At 62.2% G+C, this 21,766-nt stretch carries 18 protein-coding genes; 11 read left to right on the top strand and 7 right to left on the bottom strand.

Annotated features, from left to right (window positions below):
* Nucleotides 1-26 precede the first annotated feature (26 nt).
* Entirely contained in the window at nucleotides 27-1,013 is a 987-nt protein-coding gene (locus CFR79_RS09500) for a LysR substrate-binding domain-containing protein (RefSeq protein ID WP_110547753.1), read from the bottom strand.
* A gap of 154 nt (nucleotides 1,014-1,167) precedes the next feature.
* Here CFR79_RS09500 and CFR79_RS09505 point away from each other — a divergent pair, with 154 nt between their 5' ends.
* Together CFR79_RS09505 and CFR79_RS09510 are read left to right on the top strand one after the other, a co-directional pair.
* On the top strand, nucleotides 1,168-1,749 hold the full coding sequence (locus tag CFR79_RS09505) for a flavodoxin family protein (protein WP_110547754.1): 582 nt from the start codon (nucleotides 1,168-1,170) through the stop codon (nucleotides 1,747-1,749).
* 86 nt (nucleotides 1,750-1,835) lie between these two features.
* Entirely contained in the window at nucleotides 1,836-2,738 is a 903-nt protein-coding gene (locus CFR79_RS09510) for a LysR family transcriptional regulator (RefSeq protein WP_162900497.1), read from the top strand.
* A gap of 484 nt (nucleotides 2,739-3,222) precedes the next feature.
* On the opposite strand, the gene CFR79_RS09515 is transcribed toward CFR79_RS09510, so the two are convergent.
* Together CFR79_RS09515 and CFR79_RS09520 are read right to left on the bottom strand one after the other, a co-directional pair.
* Nucleotides 3,223-3,429 (bottom strand): cold-shock protein, encoded by a 207-nt coding sequence (locus CFR79_RS09515; RefSeq protein ID WP_102323966.1) that lies wholly within the window; start codon nucleotides 3,427-3,429, stop codon nucleotides 3,223-3,225.
* A gap of 362 nt (nucleotides 3,430-3,791) precedes the next feature.
* Entirely contained in the window at nucleotides 3,792-5,513 is a 1,722-nt protein-coding gene (locus tag CFR79_RS09520; RefSeq protein ID WP_102323965.1) for a carbohydrate porin, read from the bottom strand.
* 42 nt (nucleotides 5,514-5,555) lie between these two features.
* Here CFR79_RS09520 and CFR79_RS09525 point away from each other — a divergent pair, with 42 nt between their 5' ends.
* From CFR79_RS09525 to CFR79_RS09540, 4 genes are all read left to right on the top strand, one after another.
* Nucleotides 5,556-5,774 carry a hypothetical protein gene (locus tag CFR79_RS09525; protein ID WP_110547755.1) on the top strand — a complete coding sequence of 73 codons (219 nt, stop codon included), beginning with the start codon at nucleotides 5,556-5,558 and terminating at the stop codon, nucleotides 5,772-5,774.
* A gap of 56 nt (nucleotides 5,775-5,830) precedes the next feature.
* Entirely contained in the window at nucleotides 5,831-7,009 is a 1,179-nt protein-coding gene (locus CFR79_RS09530; RefSeq protein ID WP_258373511.1) for a sensor histidine kinase, read from the top strand.
* Nucleotides 7,010-7,274: 265 nt separating this feature from the next.
* Nucleotides 7,275-8,285 carry an isopenicillin N synthase family dioxygenase gene (locus CFR79_RS09535; protein WP_110547757.1) on the top strand — a complete coding sequence of 337 codons (1,011 nt, stop codon included), beginning with the start codon at nucleotides 7,275-7,277 and terminating at the stop codon, nucleotides 8,283-8,285.
* A 46-nt stretch (nucleotides 8,286-8,331) separates the two neighbouring features.
* Complete coding sequence (locus tag CFR79_RS09540; RefSeq protein ID WP_110547758.1) at nucleotides 8,332-9,702, top strand: amidohydrolase family protein; 1,371 nt, start codon at nucleotides 8,332-8,334, stop codon at nucleotides 9,700-9,702.
* Between the two features lie 11 nt (nucleotides 9,703-9,713).
* Here the strand turns inward: CFR79_RS09540 and CFR79_RS09545 are convergent, their stop codons facing one another.
* Nucleotides 9,714-10,619 carry a LysR family transcriptional regulator gene (locus tag CFR79_RS09545; RefSeq protein WP_102323960.1) on the bottom strand — a complete coding sequence of 302 codons (906 nt, stop codon included), beginning with the start codon at nucleotides 10,617-10,619 and terminating at the stop codon, nucleotides 9,714-9,716.
* Between the two features lie 117 nt (nucleotides 10,620-10,736).
* On the opposite strand from CFR79_RS09545, the gene CFR79_RS09550 reads away from it, so the two are divergent.
* The 3 genes from CFR79_RS09550 to CFR79_RS09565 all read left to right on the top strand — a co-directional run bounded on the left by CFR79_RS09550 (nucleotide 10,737) and on the right by CFR79_RS09565 (nucleotide 15,829).
* Entirely contained in the window at nucleotides 10,737-12,464 is a 1,728-nt protein-coding gene (locus CFR79_RS09550; RefSeq protein ID WP_110547759.1) for an NAD-dependent malic enzyme, read from the top strand.
* Nucleotides 12,465-12,550: 86 nt separating this feature from the next.
* Complete coding sequence (locus CFR79_RS09555) at nucleotides 12,551-14,626, top strand: FUSC family protein (RefSeq protein WP_258373512.1); 2,076 nt, start codon at nucleotides 12,551-12,553, stop codon at nucleotides 14,624-14,626.
* Between the two features lie 219 nt (nucleotides 14,627-14,845).
* Nucleotides 14,846-15,829, top strand: a complete 984-nt coding sequence (locus tag CFR79_RS09565) for a LysR family transcriptional regulator (protein ID WP_110547760.1) — start codon at nucleotides 14,846-14,848, stop codon at nucleotides 15,827-15,829.
* Here the strand turns inward: CFR79_RS09565 and CFR79_RS09570 are convergent.
* Together CFR79_RS09570 and alr are read right to left on the bottom strand one after the other, a co-directional pair.
* Nucleotides 15,823-17,079, bottom strand: a complete 1,257-nt coding sequence (locus CFR79_RS09570; RefSeq protein ID WP_110547761.1) for a D-amino acid dehydrogenase — start codon at nucleotides 17,077-17,079, stop codon at nucleotides 15,823-15,825. The two genes, CFR79_RS09565 and CFR79_RS09570, sit on opposite strands and share 7 nt — an antisense overlap.
* A gap of 34 nt (nucleotides 17,080-17,113) precedes the next feature.
* Nucleotides 17,114-18,259, bottom strand: coding sequence for an alanine racemase (gene alr, locus CFR79_RS09575; RefSeq protein WP_110547775.1), 1,146 nt, complete (start codon nucleotides 18,257-18,259; stop codon nucleotides 17,114-17,116).
* Between the two features lie 140 nt (nucleotides 18,260-18,399).
* Here alr and CFR79_RS09580 point away from each other — a divergent pair, with 140 nt between their 5' ends.
* Nucleotides 18,400-18,843 carry an Lrp/AsnC family transcriptional regulator gene (locus CFR79_RS09580; protein ID WP_102323954.1) on the top strand — a complete coding sequence of 148 codons (444 nt, stop codon included), beginning with the start codon at nucleotides 18,400-18,402 and terminating at the stop codon, nucleotides 18,841-18,843.
* A gap of 89 nt (nucleotides 18,844-18,932) precedes the next feature.
* On the opposite strand, the gene CFR79_RS09585 is transcribed toward CFR79_RS09580, so the two are convergent.
* The gene (locus CFR79_RS09585; protein ID WP_102323953.1) at nucleotides 18,933-19,745 is read right to left on the bottom strand and encodes an MIP/aquaporin family protein; all 813 of its coding nucleotides are present in this window, start codon (nucleotides 19,743-19,745) and stop codon (nucleotides 18,933-18,935) included.
* Nucleotides 19,746-20,176: 431 nt separating this feature from the next.
* On the opposite strand from CFR79_RS09585, the gene glpD reads away from it, so the two are divergent.
* Entirely contained in the window at nucleotides 20,177-21,739 is a 1,563-nt protein-coding gene (gene glpD, locus CFR79_RS09590; RefSeq protein ID WP_110547762.1) for a glycerol-3-phosphate dehydrogenase, read from the top strand.
* The last annotated feature ends 27 nt before the right edge of the window (nucleotides 21,740-21,766 follow it).

Here is a 21,766-nt window from a genome sequence, read left to right on the forward strand (position 1 = left end):
CAGCCTGTCATCCCGGCGTAACGGGTTCACGGCATGATGGGGAGGCGCTTTTTTGGTGGGGCATGGTGATCTTTCGTCACCAACGTTTCGGAACCGGTATGGAACTGCGCCTCAAGCCATGTGCGCAGCAGCGCGAAGGCACGCGCCTGCCACGCCTGATCCGTGCTGCGCAGGACGTAACTGCCCAGTGTCACGTCGCGCAGCGGCACATCCGTTGTCGTAACCCGGACAAGCCGCCCGGCCTTCAGGTCGTCTTCCAGCAGATAGGTATTGGCAAGGGCGATGCCTTCCCCCGCGCGGGCGGCGGCCAGTGCCAGATGGGCCTGCCACAATCGGCTGTGGCCGCTGACCTGCGCCACATTGACCGATTGCGCTGCAAACCACACGCGCCATTCCGTATCATTGTCCTCGATCAGCAGGGGGGCATGCAGCAGATCGGCGGCGGTGCGTGGGGGACGGGCCAGACGGCGCAGGCATTCGGGGCTGGCGACCGGGAACACCAGTGGCCGCGCCAGTTCAAGGGCCTGTATGCGCGGTGGATCGCGCAGCGGGTGTTGGTCATTGATGTAGCGGATATCGGCATGCAGGACCGTGTCGATCCGTTCGGGATCGAACCGGCAGTCTGAATCGACAGGCCGCAGCAGCACGTCCACACCGGGATGGAGTTGTCGGAACGCAGGCAGGCGCGGCAGCAGCCAGTGATAGGCAATGCCGTGGGAACAGGTCAGCGTAAGCTGGGGCATCTGTCCGCGCATGTCAGCTGTCGCGCGGGCCAGACCATCCAGCAGCGGGGCGATGCGGGCATAGTATTCATGTCCCTGTGGGCTGAGGCCGCCTTCGGTCCGGTTGCGCAGTCCGACGCCCAGTGCGGTTTCCAGATCGCGCAGGTGGCGGCTGACCACGGCATGATCCACCCCCAGCGCCACGGCGGCACGGCGGATGCCCCCGGTCCGTGCATAGGCCACGAACGCATTGAGGGCAGCAAGCGGGGGGATATGGTATCGCCATTTCATGCAGGCCCGATGCTAGCATGAACGCAGCCGATCAAGAACAGGACAGGGCGCGCAAGACGGGAAATGGCGGCTTTTACCGCGCGGGGCGAACCGGGACGATGATGTAACGTTCCCACAGGGGCCGCAGGTGCAACTTCTACGTGAAAGTGATCCCATGTCCCGTATCGCGATCGTCTATTTCAGTGGCTATGGGCATACGGCCAGACTGGCCGATGCCGTGGCGCTTGGCGTGGCGGAAATACCCGGCACCGAAGCCGTATCCCTGCGCATAGATCCCGATGGCAACCTGCCCGAAGGCGGGCTGGACCAGTTGGCGGCGGCCGACGCCATCATTTACGGCAGCCCGACCTACATGGGCGGGCCTGCATGGCAGTTCAAGAAATTTGCGGAATCCACCGCGCGCATCTGGCTGGCCGAAGGGTGGAAGGACAAGATCGCGGCGGGCTTCACCAATTCCGCCACGGTCAATGGTGACAAGGCCATTACCCTTATCTATTTCTGGACCCTGTCGCAGCAGCATGGCCAGATATGGGTAGGTACGGGCCTGCTGCCCGCCAACACCAAGGCCAACGGACCAGGGGACGTGAACTGGTCAGGTGGGTCGGTAGGGATCATGGCCATCTCCCCCTCCGATGCCTCGACCGAGGAAGCACCGCGTACTGGCGATCTGGAAACGGGGCGGCTGGCGGGCCAGCGTGTCGCCCTCATCACATCACGCCTGCGGCCTGCCGGATAACCCTCTCAGCCATGCCGGGGGCGGTCTGGTGATGGGGTCGCTTGTCCGATATGAAAAGGGGATATTCATATCAGGACAGGTGTGGCGTGTTTCTGCGGCAGTTGACATATCTCATGGCGCTCGACCGTTATCGGCATTTTTCCCGCGCGGCGGAAAGCTGTGGTGTTTCGCAGCCCGCCCTGTCAGCGGCGCTGCGGCAACTGGAAACGGAACTGGGCATCACCATCATCCGGCGCACCCGTCGTTTCAATGGCCTGACGGATGAAGGCAGGCGCGTTCTGGACTGGGCGCGACAGACGCTTGCGGCCCTTGACGGATTGCGGCAGGAAGCCGCCTTCGCGCAGGAAGTAGCGGGCGGCAATCTGGCCATCGGACTGATGCCGCCTGCCATACAGGGCATCCCGCTGCTGCTGGAAAGTTTCCGTACCGCAGTGCCCGGACTGCACCTGCAGGTGCGTATGGGTTCCAGTACGGACACCATTCATGGCCTGCGCGAGCAGCAGCTTGATCTGGGGCTGGTCTATCTTGACCAGATTCCGCCGGATGGACCTTTTGAAACATTGCCTCTTTACACCGAACAGCACGTTCTGGTTGCGGTGGAACCGCTGATCCTGCCAGCGGGACGGCGGGACTGGAATACGCTGGCCGACCTGCCGCTATGCCTGCTGGGGCCGGAAATGCGTTCGCGCCAGATCGTGGACGCGGCCTTCCGGTGTGCGGGGGTCACGCCCGATGTCGTGCTGGAAACGAATTCGCTTGAAGTGCTGTACGGCGAACTGCTGGCCGGGCGCCTGGCCAGCATCCTGCCGGTTGCGGCCCTGCCGACCCATACCGGCCATGCCCGGTTGCAGGTGCGCCCGCTTGGTCCATGCACCGCGCCGGAGGTCGGGCTGGTCCGTCTCACACCATCCCTGCCCACCGCCCTGACGGCGCGTGTATGGAATGTGGCCAGCAGCATGAACATGCGCGACATTTTTACGATCGGGTAGGATCGATACGCCGCAACGCCCATCAGGCTCCGCAGGGCGCAATCCGGCAGTCCCGGCATCCCGTATTCAAGGGATCGCCATAGCGAAAGCGGCGGAACCGGATGAAGGGGGATTGATGATCTGAATGGGCCCGCGCCGAGGACGTGTGATTCGTATCGCAGAAATGTGCCCGGTCCCGTCGGGAGCCGGTCTGCGGATAAGGATTCGGGTCTGTCTGGCGGAATGTTGGCTGCCGTGGCCTTGGTCTGGCCGGTATCGGACATGGCGCGCTGGCAATGGAAAAAGTCAGTACGTACCCAACAGGGCCGCTACCATTTCAGCTAGTGGGGATGTCCTGTCCATGCTGTGAAGCTGGCGGACGGACCATGATAAGGGCAGGAAACCGGATCATGCCGGTCAGATATGCCAGTTATCGGTCGCAGGTAGGAATGGGGGGGGGTAGTAGATATAAAAACGGCAGGAACCGAAGTTCCTGCCGAAATTATCAGCCAATCTTCAGATTGACTGCAGAAGACTTGCCGTTACGGCCTCTTTCGAGATCATACGTCACGGCCTGTCCTTCGGACAGGGTCTGCTGGCCAGCCTGCTCAACGGCAGAGATGTGAACGAAAGCATCGGCGCTCCCGTCTTCCGGCTGGATAAATCCAAAGCCCTTCTGGGCGTTGAACCATTTAACTGTTCCTGCGGCCATATCTGGCCTCCTTAAGTAACCGGCACCCCACACGAACATGCGCGGGATCAAGACTTTTCGTTTTATCGGGGATGCCAGACGGCCGCGTAGCGAGCTGCTTTGAAATCTTGTCCGTAGCTGAAAAGTCCAGCCGTGCGATCCTTGTTATAGGGATTGGACGCAGATAGCACGTAAAATATTCAGGAATTGCCAAATTATTTCCGTTACGGCATCGCAAAATCTGCCACATTGGCGGGAAACGGGGGCCTGTGGCACGGTAAGAAATTATGGTGCGCGTGCTGTGTTCCACCCGCCAGAAGCTTGATGCGGGCCGATCAGTCGGGGGCGGACTGGATTTCGCCCGCCCCACAGACCGGGCAGGATTACAGGTTGGCGATCAGCTTCAGCCCCACCAGCGCGGCATTGGGTATGCGGTTCGTCTCCCCGGGGCGGATCATGTATTCAAATTCCGGCTGCACCAGTATGCCGGGGGCCGCGTCGATCGCGTAATAGGCTTCTATTATATGGGAATCCGTCTGTGGCGCGCGTACGGCGGTTCCCAGCGAATACCCGGCTTCATAACGCAGGATCTGCCCTGCCTCCTTGCGACCGCTGACATGGTACCACGAATACATGATGCCCAGCCGGTCCGTCAGGCGGGAAGGGATCAGTCCGGCGAAGGACAGGCCGCCATAGGCTTCATCCGAAATCGAGGTCACATGCGGCGTATTATGGATGTAGCCTGCCATCAGGTAGCCGCCAGCCATCTGGTTACGCCCGCCACGGCGGTAGATCATCTGGTCCCCTTCAAACCAGAACATGTCCATCGGGGCCGAACGCTGGTGTCCTGCTGCCTGTGTCAGGGCAGCAGGCAGGCCGACCCCGATCTGGTCGGGGTAACGGGTGGTGTCGTGCGCGTAGCCCAGCACGTAATGGCCGGGCATGCGGTTGCGGGTCAGATACGGCTGCCACGTGAATTCGACCGGCAGCATGAGTCCGGTTGCATTCTCGCTACCCCATGCCCAGCCACTGGGATTGTCAGACAGCGCGCTGACCGAATACGCGCCAAGCTGGATGGCGGTGTCGCGCGTGGGCCGCAGGCGGATGCGGCTGCCCCATGTCGCCTTGGGGTAGACGCTGAATCCGGGGTCCAGCTTTAGCGCCACGGGGGCCGAGCATGTCACCATGAACGAACACAGCAGCGGGGATGTGGCGAATACATGCGTCAGCGCCATGCGCCCGAACGATACGTCCAGATGGTTGTTCAGCAGCTTCTTTTCGGCATAGAAATCCACCAGATGCGCCACCACGTTGCCCGACAGACCATAGACTTCCTGCAGGTTGACGTAATATTCGCCCACCCGGTCATGGCTGACCGCATGGCCCGCGCGCTCCATCACCAGTGTATGGACGGACCAGCCCTTTATGCCCGCCATTTTTTCAAGGTCGAAGTTCACCTGCAATGTCAGTTCATGCACGTAGCTCATGCCACGTTCGACACCGCCATTGATCACGCCCATGGCTTCGCCCTTATAGGTAAAGGCAAAGCTGACGCCGTGGTTGAGCAGGGTTTTGCGCAGCGGGGCAAGCTGGGGCACCAGGTGCCCGCTACCGGCGGTGGGAACGTAGTACGGGTCCTCAAGATCCTGATCGTGCTGGGCATCGAGCCATGCGGGCAGCATGGCGGACGGTCCTTCATGGCGCAGCAGGGCGTCGAGTTCGATCTTGTGGAACGATTTGTTATCACCGGGGCTGCTGACGGGCGCCACGCTCATGGTGGCAAGACCGGCGGATGGATAGTTGGGTACCCCGCTGGGCGGAATCGGGGTATTGGGCGGCCTGCGGATGGCCTGCGGCGTGGGGCCGAGGCTCTGGGCATCAAGCCGGGCGCTGATCTGGGCTTCCTGTGTCATGCCGTTCGATGGCATGGCCGAAACCGCGCTGCTTGAGACAAGCGAGGGCACAATAGCATTGGATACCTGCGCATGGGCTGTCGCTGCGGGCAGGGCGGTGGTCACCGTGCCCATGGCAAGCAGCCATCTGCATGCGTAGGGAAACGGATGGCGTGCGCGCCCCGTGCGGGCGCACCGTATCTGTCTTTTCATATCTGTCGATTTTCTCGTGGCCCGGTCATGACCGACCGGAGCATGAAGACGCGGCTGCAGGGCCGGAAAGCGGACGACCGTTCAGCCCGGAAGCTGACGGACGGCGGCGGCAGGGACAGCGACAGGCGCTACGGCGCGATACGGGGAAAGGATCATGATTTAACCACCATTGTTTTTATTTTATGGTTATTGTCATTTAATTTAAAATTATTGAAACGTCAAATAATTCATAATTATATTAATTTTGCACTGCACAAATAATAACTTTATTTCAGTAATGCCGGGCTTTGCGTCGCCACGGCTTCATGGTATCGCCCATGCGTGCCATGGGGCATGCCCGTGATGGGGAGTATGATGTGACGACGCTGGTCGGGTTGGTTGCTGGGTTGGTGATGGGTGCGCTGGGAACCTATGGCGTCATGCGCCGGTACCACGCGGCGGGGCGGCTGCCCTATTATGCTGCCCGCTTGCAGGCCGATCCTGCATCCGGCACGGAAACGGACACGCTGGCGGTAGATGACCTGCCCGTGGCCCTGCTGGTTCTCGCACGCAGCGGGCGGCTGCTTCATGCCGGGGCGACCGCACAGGCCGAGTTTGCGGAAGGGCTGGGCACCATGATCCGCCACCCCGTGCTGCAACGCGCCATAAGTGAACTTCAGCCCGGCACTATCAGCCGGGTGCGGATCGAGACGGACGTACCCGTACGCCGCATTGTGGAAGCCTTCATCAAGGCGGGGCAGTGGCAGGGACAGCCCGCCTGTAGCGTCGCGCTGCTGGACGCCACCGCGCGGGAAGCGCTGGATCGCGCGCGCAGCGATTTCGTCGCCCATGCCAGCCATGAACTGCGCACCCCGCTGGCGGCCTTGCTCGGCTTTATCGAAACCCTGCAGGGGCCCGCGGCGAATGATACCGCGGCACGACAGAAGTTCCTTCCCATCATGGCGCGGCAGGCCGCGCGCATGCAGCGCCTGATTGACAGGCTGCTATATCTTTCGCGCGTGCAGATGCTCGAACACCAGCGCCCGCAGGGACAGATTTCCGTGCCGGAACTGTTTGGCCGCCTGAATGATGAACTGCAGGGCAGGTCGGCGGCGGACCGGGCCGATATCGTCATCCAGCCCGCGCCGGATGGCACGGTGCGCGGGGATGCGGACCAGATCGTGCAGGTGCTGCTCAACCTGTGTGAAAATGCCTGTCGCTATGGCCGCCCGCTTCCGCCCGCCGTGGCGCGCATCGAAATCGGCGCGCGCTGGCACGAAGGGGGCGGGCTTGACCTGTATGTGCGCGATAACGGGCCGGGGATCGAACCCCAGCACCTGCCCCGCCTGACCGAACGCTTCTACCGCGTGCCGCCATCGGGCACGCGCAACGGCAACGATCAGGGCACGGGGTTGGGTCTGGCCATCGTTCGCCATATCGTGGACCGTCACGGCGGCAGGCTGGACATCTCCAGCACGCCGGGGCAGGGCACATGCTGCACGGTCTGGCTGCCGTAACCGTATTCCGCCGATGGTGTTCATTACGTTTTTGGCTTGACCATCCACGCCCATCCATGATGTTCTTGGTGGGCGAGTAGAAGCGGTCTGGACCTGATCCTGGGCATTGCTCCACACAAATCTGTTTCTGATTGGTGGACCGCTGACATGCACGACATTCCCTGAAAAACAGACTTCTGTTTCCAGACCCTGAACCCGTCCGTGTTCAGGCTGCCGTGTCCTGTCCGCCATGCCATTCGGAAAATCTTCTGACCGGAGAACAAGCATGTCTCGCCCCGATATATCCACGCCATCCGCCTACGGGCTGGAAGAACTCAACCGTGAAGCCACGATCGGTGGGCAGGGAACCTGCGTCGATCGCGCCATTCCCCAGATCGACATGTCGGATTACGAAAACCGCAAGGTCGAGATTACCGATGCGCTGTGGGATGCGGCGACGCAGGTTGGCTTCTTTCAGGTACTGAACCACGGCATTGCCGAAGCGGATGTGGATGCAGCCTTCAGCGCCGCATGGAATTTTTTCGACCTGCCGATGGCGCAGAAGGAACACTACCTGCGCAAGGTCGGCTCCAATGCCGGGTGGGAATACCGTGCGCAGGTCCGCCCGTCCACCGGCACGCCGGATAACAAGGAATCCTACCAGATCACCATGTCGGGCATGGACAATATCTGGCCGGATGAAGCCATCCTGCCGGGATTTCAGGAACGTATGTGCCGGTTCGAGCGCCAGAACTGGGAACTGGGCATGAAAATCCTGTCCTGTTTTGCGGTCAGACTGGGGTTCGATGCGGATTTCTTTACCCATAACCATGATCCCGCTTCCGCGCATTACCAGAGTACGCTGCGGCTGATCCATTACATGAGCATGGAAAACGCCACGGACGCGGATTTCGAATTCTGGCGTGCGGGTGCGCATTCCGATTTCGACTGCCTGACCCTGCTGCACCAGCGACCGGGGCAGGGCGGCCTGCAGGTCTGTCCCGGCAAGGATGCGGATAATCCGGCATGGACCGACGTGCCCCCCGTGCGCGGCGCGGTGACATGCAATATCGGTGACATGCTGATGCGCTGGAGTGACGACCGCCTCAAATCCACCCTGCACCGCGTGCGCATGCCACGGCGGGACGAATATCTCGGCCCGCGCCTGTCGCTGCCTTTCTTCTGTCAGGCAAACCGGGATGCAATTATTCAGGGGCCGGAAAAGAAATACGAACCCATTACCGCACAGGCCTATCTGGATGAGCGGATCAGGGCCAATTACACGCCGCGTGCGTGAAAGCAGGATACTGCCTTTGGCGTAATGGATCAGGACCCAGCCAATAATGAACCAGACCAATATCGTCATCCGCAACGCATCGGGCATTCTGACGGGACAGCGTGGCGCGCTGGCCCGCCGTACGGGCGATGTGCATATACGCGACGGACTTATCGCCGCAATCGGCGCGATTGCACCCCAGCCAGATGAAATTACGGTGGATGCCCGTGGCGGCGTGATTACGCCGGGGCTGGTCTGCACGCATCACCATCTGTTCCAGACCATGCTCAAGGGGATTCCCTCGGCCATTGATGCCCCGCTGGAAACATGGCTCCGGCTTGTACCGTCAACTTACTGGAGCCGTATCGACGAAACCGCGCTGGCTACGGCGGCAACAGTCGGCATGGCGGAACTGCTGCTGTCAGGCTGTACCACGGTGGCGGATCACCACTACCTGTTTGCCGATACCTACCGTTATGACCCAGCCCACGTCCTGTTTGATACTGCCACCCGGATGGGCCTGCGTTTCGTGCTGGCGCGTGGCGGTACCACCCAGAGCCGCAAGCTCGATACGGACGACATCATCCCCAGCCCGAACGAGGATCTGGACACGATGCTGCGGCGTGTATCGGATCTTGCCGCCCGGTATAACGATCCTGCACCCGATGCCATGCGGCGTGTCGCGCTGGCCCCTAACACCCCCACATGGGGCATGACGCCGGATGAGCTGCGGGTATCGTCGCAGGCGGCGCGTGACATGGGGATCGGCATGCATTCCCACCTGTCGGAAACCACCAATTACGTCACCTTCTGCCGGGAACGATACGGTATGAGCCCCGTGCAGTTCGTGGCCGAACATGGCTGGACCGGCCCCGATGTGTGGTATGCGCATCTGGTCCATATGGACGAGGCGGAAATCGCCCTGCTGGCCCGGACCGGCACCGGCATGGCGCACTGTCCGCAAAGCAACTGCCGTCTGGGTTCGGGCATCGCCCCGGCCCCTGCGATGATGCGCGCCGGTGGGCGCGTATCGCTTGCGGTCGATGGCGCTGCTTCCAACGAGGCCTGTGACATGGGTGCTGAAATGCACGCGGCGTGGATGGTCCATCGCGCGGTCCATGGCCCTGCGGCCGTGACGTGCGAGGATGTGATCCACTGGGCCACGGCAGGCGGGGCGCAGGTGCTGGGGCTGGATGGAACCGGTACCGTGCGCGAAGGCATGGCGGCCGATCTGGTGGTGCATGGGCTGGACCGGCCCCGCCATGCGGGGCTGCATGATCCGCTGATTGCCCCGGTGGCATCAGGGGCTGCGGATGTGCGCCATGTCTTTACCGCCGGGCGGCATGTGGTGGTGGATGGCCACATTCCCGGTCTGGACATGCCCACCCTCATGGCGCGGGCCGCCGATGTTGTGCGCGGGCTGGATGTGATGGGCTGAATTACGGGCGTTCAGGTGCCAAAATAGCTCTGGCGCAGTTCGCGCCGCACGAAGTCCAGAAAAAAGCGCGTGCGTGAGGGCAGATGCGCGCGGGATGGATAGACCGCATACAGGGTCACGTCCTCCCACGCGTAATTGCTCAGGCATTCGATCAGCCGTCCGCATTTCAGGTCATCGGCAATATCCCACAACACCTTCAGCGCGATGCCCCGGCCATTGACCGCCCAGTCATGCACCACCTCGCTGCTGGATGTGGCAAGGCGGGGGGTCACATGGATTTCCTTGCGGGCCTTGGCGTCGGAATATACCCATTCACTGAATATGCGCTGGCGGCGGATCAGGCAGATGCAGTCATGCTTGAGCAGGTCATGCGGCGTGGCGGGCAGGCCCTTGCGCGCGATGTAATCGGGTGATGCGCAGACCACGCGGCGGCTGTTGATGAGGCTGGTGGTCATGACCTCCTGATCCGATGGCATGCCGGGGCGGATGGCGATGTCCAGCCCGTCATCAATCACATCCAGCCCTGCATCCGACAGGGTCAGGTGAACGGTCACATCCGGGTACTGCCCCACGAAGGCGGCCACGATGCCCGCCAGCATCTTGCGCCCGATTTCCGATGGCACGCCCACGCGCAGAAGTCCGTGCGGGATGCCGGCGCGGGCCGTCAGTTCGGCCTCCACCTCCTCGATTTCGCCGATGATGCGTACGGCATGTTCATGCAGGCGGTGCCCTTCCGCCGTCAGCGCGAAATGGCGCGATGTGCGTGTGACCAGACGGGTGCCCAGACGGAATTCCATCGCGCTGAGGCGTCGGCTCATCGCGGCGGGCGACATGCCCATGGCGCGCGCGCATCCCGCGATGCTTCCGGCGGCGGCAAGGATGCAAAAAAACTTCAGGTCACTGATCTCATCGGGCATAAGGCGTTCCATGATTGCGTCTGACGCACGGTTGGCGTGCAGCCACGTGCTCTACACGAAGATGTGCAGATCCGTATCCTGCGCTTCCTTCAACTATTATCGCAATATCGGGTTCTTATGTCGGATACAGTACAGTCCACAGGTAACGTTTCCCTCCATACGGCGCTGTCGGGCAGGGAACTTCTGGACTGCCCTGTTCTGAACAAGGGGAATGCCTTCGACGGGCGCGAACGTGACCTGTTCGGGCTGCATGGCCTTCTGCCCGCGCGTGTCGCGACACTGGCGGAACAGGTCGATCTGGCCCGTGCGCGGCTTGCCGCCCTGCCGGACAACTTTTCGCGACATGTTGCGCTGCGCGAAATCCAGGATCGCAATGAAACGCTTTTCTACGCCATTGTAGATCAGGCGCTGGAAGCATGGCTGCCCGTCATTTACACGCCCGCCATCGGTCAGGCCTGTATCCGCTTCAGCCATATCTGGACCCGCCCGCGCGGCCTGTTCCTCAGTTTCGAGGATCGGGGCCGGATCGCGGAAATCCTGTCCGCGCCGCAATGGGACAATGTGCGCGTGATCGTTGCAAGCGACGGCGGCAGCATCCTTGGCATTGGCGATCAGGGCGCCAACGGTATGGGCATTCCCATTGGCAAGCTGTCGCTTTACACCGCATGTGGCGGGCTGGACCCGGCCTGCGCGCTGCCCATCCTGCTTGATGTCGGCACCGATAACACGACCCTGCTGGAAGACCCGGAATATATCGGCTGGCGGCACAGACGTGTGCGCGGGGCCGATTACGATGCGTTCATAGCTGAATTCGTTGCCGCCGTTCACGCACGCTGGCCCAATGTCGCCCTGCATTGGGAAGACCTGTCGGGCGCCGACGCGCTGCGCATCCTGCGCCGTTACCGTGACCGGATGTGTACCTATAACGACGATATTCAGGGCACTGCCGCCGTAACTGCGGGCGCATTGCTGGCGGCAATCCGGGCCGGGGGCGCGCCGCTCGCGCAGCAGCGGATTGTTGTTTTCGGCGCGGGCGGCGCAGGCTGTGGTATTGCCGACCTGCTGGTGCAGATGATGGTGGCCGAGGGCATGGCGGCGGATGAAGCGAACCGGCGCTTCTTCATGGTCGATATCAACGGCCTTGTGCGCGAAGGCATGGCGGACGTGACCGAAGGCCAGCAGCCTTTTGCCCAGCCTGCTGACATTGCATCGGGCTGGACGGTCGCCGATCCCGCCCATATCACCCTGGCGGAGGTGATGGAGAATGTCCGTCCCACCATGCTGATCGGCACTTCTGGGCAAGGTGGCGCCTTTACCCGCGATATTGTGGCCCCGATGGCGCAGCAATCCGCACGGCCCGTCATTTTCGCGCTTTCCAACCCCACGGCCAATATCGAAGCCATGCCCGGCGACCTGCTGGAATGGACCGAAGGCCGCGCCATTATCGGCACGGGCGGTCCGTTCGCGCCGGTCAGCTATGACGGGCGCAGCCGTCCGGTGGACCAGATCAACAATTCATACGTGTTTCCCGGCGTGGGGCTGGCGGTGGTGGCAGGTGGCATCACGCGCATGACCGATGGCATGCTGCTGGCGGCGGCCCATGCGCTGGCTGGCCTGTCGCCTGCTGCGGACAGCGATGATCCGACCACGATCCCGCTGCTGCCCCCGGTTTCCGAACTGCGTACCGTCGCCATGGCCGTGGCACGCGCCGTCATCCGGCAGGGGCAGGCCGAAGGCGTCGCCCCGCCCGCATCGGACGACGCAACGGAAGCCGCACTGAAAGCAGCCGTATGGACCGCGCAGTACCGCCCCTATGAAAAGGCGGTGGGCGAAGTATCCCGCTAACCGGGCGGCGACTGGCCTGAAGGGCGGGATATTCCCGCCCGGCAGGAACGGTAACATGCCCGCCCATGCAAGACGGGCAGGAATATATGCATATTTCGCGCATCGGCGGTGCGGCGATGGCGCGCGTGTACTGGCCCCTTAACCTGCGCGCGTTGCACTGGCTGTTCTGCCCTGCACCGCAGGCAGTGGCTTTTGCGCTGCGCAATACGATTGCATCGCTTGTCGCGCTGGCCATCGCATTGTGGATGGAACTGGACAGCCCGCAATGGTCGGTTGCGACCGTATGGTCCGTGGCCCAGCTTGGCCGTGGGGAAAGCATGTCCAAGGCGCGGTGGCGCATTGTCGGTACGCTGGTGGGGGCTGTGGCCGCCGTGGTGTTCATCGCCGCCTTTCCGCAGCAGGCATGGCTGTTTTTCCCGGCGGTGGCGATCTGGATCGGGCTGTGCAGTTTTCTGGCCACGTTCAGCCTGAATTTCCGCTCCTACGCATTCGTGCTGTCGGGTTATACGTGTTCCATCATCGCGGTGGCGGCGGCATCCCAGCCCGATAACGTGTTTTTCATCGGGATTTCGCGCGCGACCTATATCGTGCTGGGCGTGGTGTGCGAGGCGGTGATGGGCATGCTGTTCACGCTCAACCTCGCCACCCGTGCCCGCGGCATCATGGTTGCGCGGGTGGAAGACGTGCTGCACCGCCTGGGCGGGCTGCTGCGTGAAATCGTGCTGCATGAGCGCGACACGCTGCTCCATGCCGGTGAGTTTTCGGACATGCTGGTTTCGGTCCATCAGGGGCTTGAATTTCCCGCCATTGAAATGGGCCGTCACCTGCATGCGGGCGACCATGCGCGCGCGGTGCTGGCGGAAGTATCAATTCTGGTCACCCGCCTTGTCGGCCTGTCAGGCGGGGCGGAACGCGCGGTACTGGCGGGGGATGATGCCTTTGCCGATACGCGCGGGCAACTCCTGCATCTGTGCGACCGGCTTTCAACCTGTCGGCTGAAGGGTGGAATGCTGGACGAACTGCGTGAACAGGTATCCCACCTGCATGGCCTGTTCGACCGGCGTGCGACGGATGGCACGCAGGAAATGGCCCGCATCACCCATGGGGTTCTGGGGGCCAGCATGGCGGATCTGGGGATTGCGCTTGACCACTGTCACGCCATTTTCAGCCCGCCGGCCCATGACCGTTTCCGCTTCCGTCTGGCGGGGCATCGGGACGTGCGGCTGGCTTTCTATAATGGCCTGCGCGGGGCTGCGGCCATCATGCTGGCGGCACTGGTATACGAACTGACCGCATGGCCCGGCGGCATGGGGTTCATTGCCATTACCACGCTGGTCTGCGGCCTGTTCGCCACGCGTGAAAACCCGGTGGTCGGCACGACCCGTTTCCTGTCGGGTGCTGTGTGGTCCGCCGTGGCGGCGGGCTGCCTTGATCTGGGGATACTGCCGTACCTGAGTGACTATGAGGAATTTGCCTTTGTGCTGGGCATTTTCCTGTTTGTAGGCGGACTGGCGAAGTGCAACCGGGGCACGGCGGGGGCTGCCGCCGCCTACGGGCTGCTCATGCCCAACCTGCTCATGCCCGGTAACCAGAGCCGGGTGGATGAGGTCGCCTTCCTCAATAGTGCGCTGCATACGGTACTGGCGGTCGGGCTGAGCGTTCTGGTGTTCCGGCTGGTCCTGCCATTTCGTGCCCGCGACGAGCGGTTGCGTTTCGGTGCGCATATCCGTGGGGAACTGCGGCGACTGTGCCTTGTGCCGCTTTCTCCTTCGCCGCAATGGTGGATCGGTACCAGTCTGGACCGGATCGGGCGCATGGTGCGGCATGCGGCGCAGGAACATGACAGGACGGCAGGGGGTGGCATACGCCTTATGCTGATGTTTTCTGCCGTGGGGCTGAATATCCTGCTGCTGCGCCAGCTCAAGCGGCAGCAGCGCGACGGCGCATCGGATGTGATAACCGTGCTGCTGCGCGCCCTTGTCCGTTACCGGCCCGTAAGCCCGCGCGGTATTGCCGTGGTGCGGGCGGCGCGCATGCGCATCGCCCGGATGGAACGTGCCGACCCCGGTAACGGCAGGCTGCTGGAAGTGCTGGCCTGTCTGGACGGGATTGGCCGGACCGCCACGGCGTGCATCGCCGCGATCGAAGCCGGGGTGGAGTAAATCGCGCCTGACCGTGTCATGAATGGCGCAACAGGGCGGGAGGGAAGGGGCCGTATTCCACGGTGCAGTCCCTCCCGCCCGGATCACGATACCGGGCAGCGGGAATTATCCGTTGATCGGGCGGGTCGATACCTTCATTTTGCGGATTGGTGAAATCCGGTTCTTTATGAATAGTCAGGCCGTTCCGGTCTGGTCCGCAAAACACAGAAGGCGCGCCGCATGAGAAAACGCTACGATCTCGATCTGTTGCGCAGCCTTCAGGTCCTGATTGAAGAAGAAGGCGTCTCCCACGCGGCACGCAGGCTGAAGATGAGTGAGGCCGCCATGAGCCGCAGCCTCGCCAAACTGCGCGTGATTTTTGGCGATCCGATCCTTGTGGCATCGGGACGGCGGATGGTGGCCACAACCTTCGCGCTGGGCATACGTGACCGGGTGCGTGCCTTGGTCGACGGGGCGGACTCGCTGCTTGAAGAACAGGAAACGCCCGACCTTGCCGGTCTGTCGCCCCATTTCACGCTGCGGGCCAATGATCTGATCGTGGGTGCGTTCGCCGCGGCTGTTCTTGCCGCCCTTAGGCAGGACTGCCCGGGCTGCACCCTGACTTTCGCGCCCGAGACCGATGATGAACCCAGCGATGACCTGCGCGAAGGCCGCGTTGACCTCTATCTGGGCGCATCGGATGACATGCGGCCCGAAATCCGGCGACAGAGCCTGTTTCCCACCAGTTTCCGCGCCCTGGTGCGTGCGGACCATCCCATCCTGTCCGAAGGGATCACACCGCAATCCATTGCACGCTACGAACATATAAGCGTATCGCGGCGGGGGCGGCTGCACGGACCGATTGATGCGGTACTGCGCGAGCAGTTCGGCCTGCGGCGGCGTGTGGTGATGGTGGTGCCCACTTATTACGCCATGGTCGAAACCCTGCGCATGACGGATATGATCCTGCCCCTGCCGGGTATCGCCATCGATTACCTGCCCATCCGGTCCATGCATCTGGCGGAGTTCGAATTTCCCTTCGACCTGCCCGTCGTGCACTCGTTTCAGGCATGGCATCCGCGCCGGGACAGCGACCCGGTCCACCGCTGGCTACGCGGGACGGTCTATCGTGTCGTGCGCCAGCGCGGGGAAGGACTGCCCGAAGGCTTTACCCCCGCCGCCGCCAGCGCGGCAGGGGAAGGGGCCGTGGTCTGGCCTTACTGACCGTAGCGCACGATTCCCAGATCCTCATGCGGGATTTCGGGCATGCGACCGGACATGATGTCGGCCAGCACGCGGCCCGAACCGCAGGCCATGGTCCAGCCCAGCGTGCCGTGACCGGTATTGAGGAACAGGTTATCATAGCGCGTGCGGCCAATGATGGGCGTGCCGTCCGGTGTCATGGGACGCAGGCCGGTCCAGAATTTCGCACCGCCAATGTTGCCGCCGCCGGGGAACAGGTCCGTTACGGAATGTTCCAGCGTTTCGCGCCGGGGTGCGCGCAGGCTGGTGCTGAAGCCCGCCAGTTCCGCCGTGCCCCCCACGCGGATACGGTCGCCAAGGCGGGTGATGCCGATCTTGAAGGTTTCGTCCATGATGGTGGAAACCGGGGCCTGCCTCTCGTTCACGATGTCGGCGGTGATGGAATAGCCCTTGACCGGATAGATCGGCAGGTCCAGTCCCAGACGGCGCACCAGCGCGGGTGAATAGCTGCCCAGAGACACGACATAGGAATCAGCCACCATCCGGCCCCGGCTGGTCTCGATACCGGTGATGCGGCCGCCTTCCTCCGTCATGGTGCGGATGGCGGTATCATAATGGAAGGTGACGCCAGCTTCAGCCGCCATGGCGGCCAGACGTTGGGTGAACAGGAAGGCGTCGCCCGTTTCATCGCCGGGCAGGCGCAGGCCGCCAATGAATTTATGCGCGGTGGAAGCCAGACCCGGCTCGGCCCGGACGCAACCTTCGCGCGTCAGGATCTCGTAAGGGACGTTGTACTGTTCCAGCACGCGGATATCGCCCGCGATGGCATCCATCTGCTTCTGGGTGCGGAAAAGCTGAAGCGTGCCCAACTGCCGGTCATCATACGCAATGCCCGTGCTGGCGCGCAGGTCGCGCATCATGTCGCGGCTATATTCCGCAATACGGACCATGCGGCCCTTGTTGCGATCATAGGCCGGGGTGGTGCAGTTTTCCAGCATCTGGACCAGCCATTTCCACAGATGCGGATCAGGCATCGGCCAGAAAACGAAAGGCCGGTATTTCATCATCAGCCACTTCATGGCCTTGAACGGCACGCCCGGCCCAGCCCATGGGGAGGAATATCCCGGCGAGACCTGCCCCGCATTGGCGAAGCTGGTTTCAAGTCCGGCTTCGGGCTGGCGGTCGACTATCGTGACCTCGTGGCCGGCCTGCGCAAGATACCAAGCCGATGTCACACCGACGACACCGCTACCCAGAACGATGATTTTCATTACTCAGATGCCTTTTCTGGCGTGGGAAAACACATCACGCGGCCTGTGTCAGGTAAGCGCGATGGAAACGGGAACCGAGTGCTGTCAGCACTTCGTAGCCGATGGTGCCGGCGGAGTGCGCCACATCATCCACGCTGCGGCGGGGGCCGATCATGTCCACATGGGTTGCGGCATCAAGCATGGTTTCGGGCACGTCGCTTACGTCTACCGTGGTGGAATCCATGGAAATGCGGCCAAGGATGGGCAGCCGGTAATCGCCCAGCCAGGCGCAGCCACCGCCATCCGCGCCGTGGCGCAGGAAACCGTCGGCATAGCCAATGCCCAGTGTTGCAATCCGCCGTGGCCCGTTGGCCCGCCATGTCAGGCCATAGCCCACGGCGTCCCCGGCCGCGATGGTGCGGACCTGCACGATACGGGCGCACAGGCGCACGGTCGGGTACAGCGGGTTGGGCACGTCCGCATTGGGGGCCAGTCCATACAGCGCGGCACCGGGACGCACGAGGTCAAAATGATAATCCGGCCCAAGGAAAATCCCCGATGAGGCCGAAAGGGCCAGATCGGCATCCGGCAGCCGGGCCGCCATGGCGCGCAGCCTGTCGCGCTGCATCGTATTGGCCGGGTTGGCGGGCGTATCGGCACAGGCGAGGTGACTCATGACCAGCCGCGTATCAATACCATCCAGCAGTGCGGGATTGCCCGATACAAGTGCCACGTCCGCTTCCGACAGGCCAAAGCGCGACATGCCGGTATCCACCTGAATGGCGGCGGGCAGGGGTGTTCCAACTGCAACTGCGTGAGCGCGCCAGCTTGCCATCTGTTCCAGACTGTTCAGCACGGGCAGCAGGTCATGGGCGGTGAATTCTCCTTCCGTCCCCGGCATGGGGCCGTGCAGGACGAATATCCGGCAGGTGGGGGAGACATGGGCGCGCAGCCGGATGCCTTCTTCCAGATGCGCGACAAAAAAGACCTTCGCCCCGGCCTGTTCCAGTACGGGTGCTACCCGGTCCGCGCCAAGTCCGTATGCATCGGCCTTGACCACGGCGGCGCAGGTGGCGGTTCCCGTACGGGCATTGAGCAGGCTGAAATTTGCTGCGATCGCGCCCAGACTGATTTCCAGTATCGCACCCGCGCCGGGTGCGGACCAGCCAGCCGTGGGCGTGGGGGAAGGCAGGTCAGGCATGCGGAAGATACTCCGGTAACGGTGTGGGGCAGGTTTGATCGTATGCATGTGACAACAGAATGTCCTGTCGTTTGACGCAATTTCATGCCATTGTAAGAAACACCACGCAATTATATGCGAAAATAAGTGGAAAATTCACCATGCCATTCGATCGCCTGACCGAGGCCATCCTGCGTAACCTGCGTCATGACGGAAGGATGAGTAACGCGGATCTGGCGCAGCGGGTGGGGCTGTCGCCATCGGCGTGTCTGCGGCGTGTGCGCATGCTGGAAAAAGAAGGGGTCATCCGCGGCTATCGCGCGCTGGTGGATGAACGCTCGGTCCATGGCATGACCACGGTGATCGTGCAGATCACGCTTGAACGGCAGACGGAGGAATGCCTGCGTCGCTTCGAGGCCCGCGTACGTGAATGTCCCGATGTGCGTGAATGTTACCTGATGACCGGCGATGCGGACTATCTGGTGCGCGTGGAAGCCCGCGATGCCGCCGATTACGAACGCATCCACAAGGAAGAACTGTCGCGCATGCCGGGCGTGGCCCGGATACAGAGCAATTTCGCCATTCGCACCGTAGTCCAGCGTTAGACGCGCCGCCCGATCCCGGACCGCGCGGAACTGGCGACCAGCAGGACCGGAGGGAAACTGCCCCCGGTCCGGCATTGCCCGTGACCAGTTTACGGTGTGGGTGGTGTCGGCAGGGTTGTCTGGCGCGGGATGAATGGCCGGATCAGGAACTGGTAACCCCCGGCCCCCAACACGCCGCCACATACAGGCCCCGCAATTGGCACCCACCAGAAACTGCCCGGCGCGGGCAGGGCCGAACTGCCCCAGCCCATAAGGTAGCAGAACAGGCGCGGGCCGAAATCGCGCGCGGGATTGATTGCCCACGCTTCCAGATAGCCCGAACACGCACCGATGCTGGCGACAAGCAGCCCGATGATCAGTGCGCTGGAATTGGCCTGCGGGGCGACGGTATTGTATTCGCATGTAATCGCGAAGATGCCGAACAGAAGCAGCCCGGTCAGGATCGTTTCATCCATGAAGGCATGCAGCGGGGTGATGAAATCACCGGCATGGGTAAAGAATACCCCTGCCGCCCCGCCATCGGCACGCGCCACGCCCTGGATCTGGTTATAATGGTCGATGACCGGCTGGTACAATGCGTAGACAAGTGCCGCCCCGATGAAACCGCCCAGCACCTGCGCCGCGCAGTAGGCGGGCACCTTGCGCCACGGAAAGTCCCGGTAAAGGGCAAGGGCGATGGACACGGCGGGATTGGCATGCGTGCCCGATACGCTGCCGGTTATGTAAATGGCGATGGTGACGCCCAGTCCCCACACGATACAGACGCCCCAGTAGGAGAATTTGTACGGGCTGGGGTCATATAGCGTATACATGGCGGCCACGCTGTCGCCGACCATCACGATGATGATGACGGCAATGCATTCGGATATCAGTTCGCCAAGAAATTGTCGGTTCTTCAGCATTTCAACCCACTCTGATTATTTTTATCGTTTGATGGGAACAGCCATCCGGCCTGTGCCGGTGTTGAGCCAGTGTATGTTCTTAAACGAACATGGGCGCTCAGGGAATAGAAAGAATGGTCCCGAACGGCCTCTATTCTACGTTTTCACCGGTTTTCTGCTAATAAAAACGATCTGACAAAATAGAGAGGTCAGGCAACCCGTCCCCGGTCAGCACGTTGTCCGGGTGTGATGATTGGCGTTTCTGTGCGTTTTCGCACATGCACAAAAATCATCCGGTCCTGTAATTTCTGTTCTATGGCGAATTTATGGCGTGTTTCTGTAATATTAATGTAAAATTTATTTCCTGTGACAGTCCTGATCAATGTGCGGTTCCCCTATTGAAATGCCCATAATGTTCGTTTACGAACATCGGCATCAGGAGGAACATCTACATGGCGTCCATGGACGAAACATTCCGCTCCCCCCCGGCGCAGGGTGGCCCGGTCGACCTGCTGGTCGTGGGCGGGGGGATCAATGGCACCGGCATCGCGCGTGACGCCGCGGGCCGTGGCGCATCCGTGGTTCTGGTGGAACAGGATGATCTGGCCAGCCATACCTCGTCCGCCAGCACCAAGCTGATCCATGGCGGCCTGCGTTATCTGGAATATTATGAATTCCGCCTTGTGCGCGAAGCGTTGATCGAACGTGAAAAGCTGCTGCGCATCGCACCGCACATCATCTGGCCGATGCGTTTCGTCCTGCCCTACACGCCGCAGGCCCGTCCGGCATGGATGCTGCGCCTGGGCCTGTTCCTTTACGATCACCTTGCCCCCAACATGACGCTGCCCAGATGCAAGTCGCTTGATTTCCGCACCAATTCGGCGGGCAGGCCGCTTAACGGCACGCTTGCGCGCGGTTTTGCCTATTCCGATGGATGGGTGCAGGACAGCCGTCTTGTTGTCCTCAACGCCATGGACGCGCAGGCGCGTGGTGCTGACATCCGCACACGTACCCGGCTGGTGAAGGCCCGTCGCGTGGACGGCGTGTGGGAAGCCGAAATCGAGGACACGCGCGATGGCAGCCGCGCGACCCTGCGGGCCAGGGCGCTGGTCAATGCCGGTGGACCGTGGGTCAGCGAAGTGCTGCGTGAGCGCGCGCAGGTCAGTTCGACCAAGCAGGTGCGTCTGGTCAAGGGCAGCCATATCGTGGTGCCACGCCTGTTTGACGGGCCGCAGGCCTACATATTGCAGAACCCGGACAAGCGGATCGTTTTCGCCATTCCGTACGAGCAGGAATTCACCCTTATCGGCACGACCGACGTGCCGTGGACGCAGGCCCCCAGCCATGTGGAAATCTCGCCCGAGGAAATCACCTATCTGTGCGAAAGCGTCAGCCGGTATTTCACCAGATCCGTCTCGCCGGATGATGTGGTATGGAGCTATGCTGGCGTGCGCCCGCTTTATGATGATGCGGCAAAGAACGCTTCGGCAGTGACGCGCGATTACGTGCTGGATGTGGATACGCAGGGCGATCAGGCGCCGATGCTGTCCATTTTTGGTGGCAAGATCACCACGTACCGTCGTCTGGCGGAACATGCGATCGAAAAGCTCCAGCCCTTCCTGCCGGTGCTGTCCGCACCCGGCTGGACGGCGGACCGTGTGCTGCCCGGCGGCGATCTGGGAGAAGGCGGGTTCGACGCCGCCGTTGCCCGCCTGTCGGCGCGCGCACCGTTCCTTGATGCGAGGTCATGCTGGCGGCTGGTCCGCAATTACGGTTCCCGCGCCCATGACATCGTGGGCGATGCGCGCAGTCTGGCGGATATGGGCGAACAGTTCGGCGCGGGGCTGAGCGCGCGTGAGGTGGAATATCTGATTGCCAGTGAATGGGCGCAGACGACGCAGGACATCCTGTGGCGACGGTCCCGGCTGGGTCTGCATGTAACGGACGAGGACGCAGCCCGGCTTGACGCCTATCTGCGCGCCCGCCAGCCAAGGGCGGCGACAGCGGCTTCGTAAAACACGGGTCGCGTGTGTAAAAGACGC

The sequence above is a fragment of the Komagataeibacter saccharivorans genome, assembly GCF_003207825.1.
In the GTDB taxonomy this organism is placed as follows: Bacteria; Pseudomonadota; Alphaproteobacteria; order Acetobacterales; family Acetobacteraceae; genus Komagataeibacter; species Komagataeibacter saccharivorans.

Bases quoted from the DNA above. Each gene is read 5' to 3' on its own strand.
- CFR79_RS09500 (WP_110547753.1), bottom strand. From the start codon at position 1,013: ATGAAATGGCGATACCATATCCCCCCGCTTGCTGCCCTCAATGCGTTC.
- CFR79_RS09505 (WP_110547754.1), top strand. From the start codon at position 1,168: ATGTCCCGTATCGCGATCGTCTATTTCAGTGGCTATGGGCATACGGCC.
- CFR79_RS09515 (WP_102323966.1), bottom strand. From the start codon at position 3,429: ATGGCCGCAGGAACAGTTAAATGGTTCAACGCCCAGAAGGGCTTTGGA.
- CFR79_RS09520 (WP_102323965.1), bottom strand. From the start codon at position 5,513: ATGAAAAGACAGATACGGTGCGCCCGCACGGGGCGCGCACGCCATCCG.
- CFR79_RS09525 (WP_110547755.1), top strand. From the start codon at position 5,556: ATGAAGACGCGGCTGCAGGGCCGGAAAGCGGACGACCGTTCAGCCCGG.
- CFR79_RS09530 (WP_258373511.1), top strand. From the start codon at position 5,831: ATGCGTGCCATGGGGCATGCCCGTGATGGGGAGTATGATGTGACGACG.
- CFR79_RS09535 (WP_110547757.1), top strand. From the start codon at position 7,275: ATGTCTCGCCCCGATATATCCACGCCATCCGCCTACGGGCTGGAAGAA.
- CFR79_RS09540 (WP_110547758.1), top strand. From the start codon at position 8,332: ATGAACCAGACCAATATCGTCATCCGCAACGCATCGGGCATTCTGACG.
- CFR79_RS09545 (WP_102323960.1), bottom strand. From the start codon at position 10,619: ATGCCCGATGAGATCAGTGACCTGAAGTTTTTTTGCATCCTTGCCGCC.
- CFR79_RS09550 (WP_110547759.1), top strand. From the start codon at position 10,737: ATGTCGGATACAGTACAGTCCACAGGTAACGTTTCCCTCCATACGGCG.
- CFR79_RS09555 (WP_258373512.1), top strand. From the start codon at position 12,551: ATGCATATTTCGCGCATCGGCGGTGCGGCGATGGCGCGCGTGTACTGG.
- CFR79_RS09565 (WP_110547760.1), top strand. From the start codon at position 14,846: ATGAGAAAACGCTACGATCTCGATCTGTTGCGCAGCCTTCAGGTCCTG.
- CFR79_RS09570 (WP_110547761.1), bottom strand. From the start codon at position 17,079: ATGAAAATCATCGTTCTGGGTAGCGGTGTCGTCGGTGTGACATCGGCT.
- alr (WP_110547775.1), bottom strand. From the start codon at position 18,259: ATGCCTGACCTGCCTTCCCCCACGCCCACGGCTGGCTGGTCCGCACCC.
- CFR79_RS09580 (WP_102323954.1), top strand. From the start codon at position 18,400: ATGCCATTCGATCGCCTGACCGAGGCCATCCTGCGTAACCTGCGTCAT.
- CFR79_RS09585 (WP_102323953.1), bottom strand. From the start codon at position 19,745: ATGCTGAAGAACCGACAATTTCTTGGCGAACTGATATCCGAATGCATT.
- glpD (WP_110547762.1), top strand. From the start codon at position 20,177: ATGGCGTCCATGGACGAAACATTCCGCTCCCCCCCGGCGCAGGGTGGC.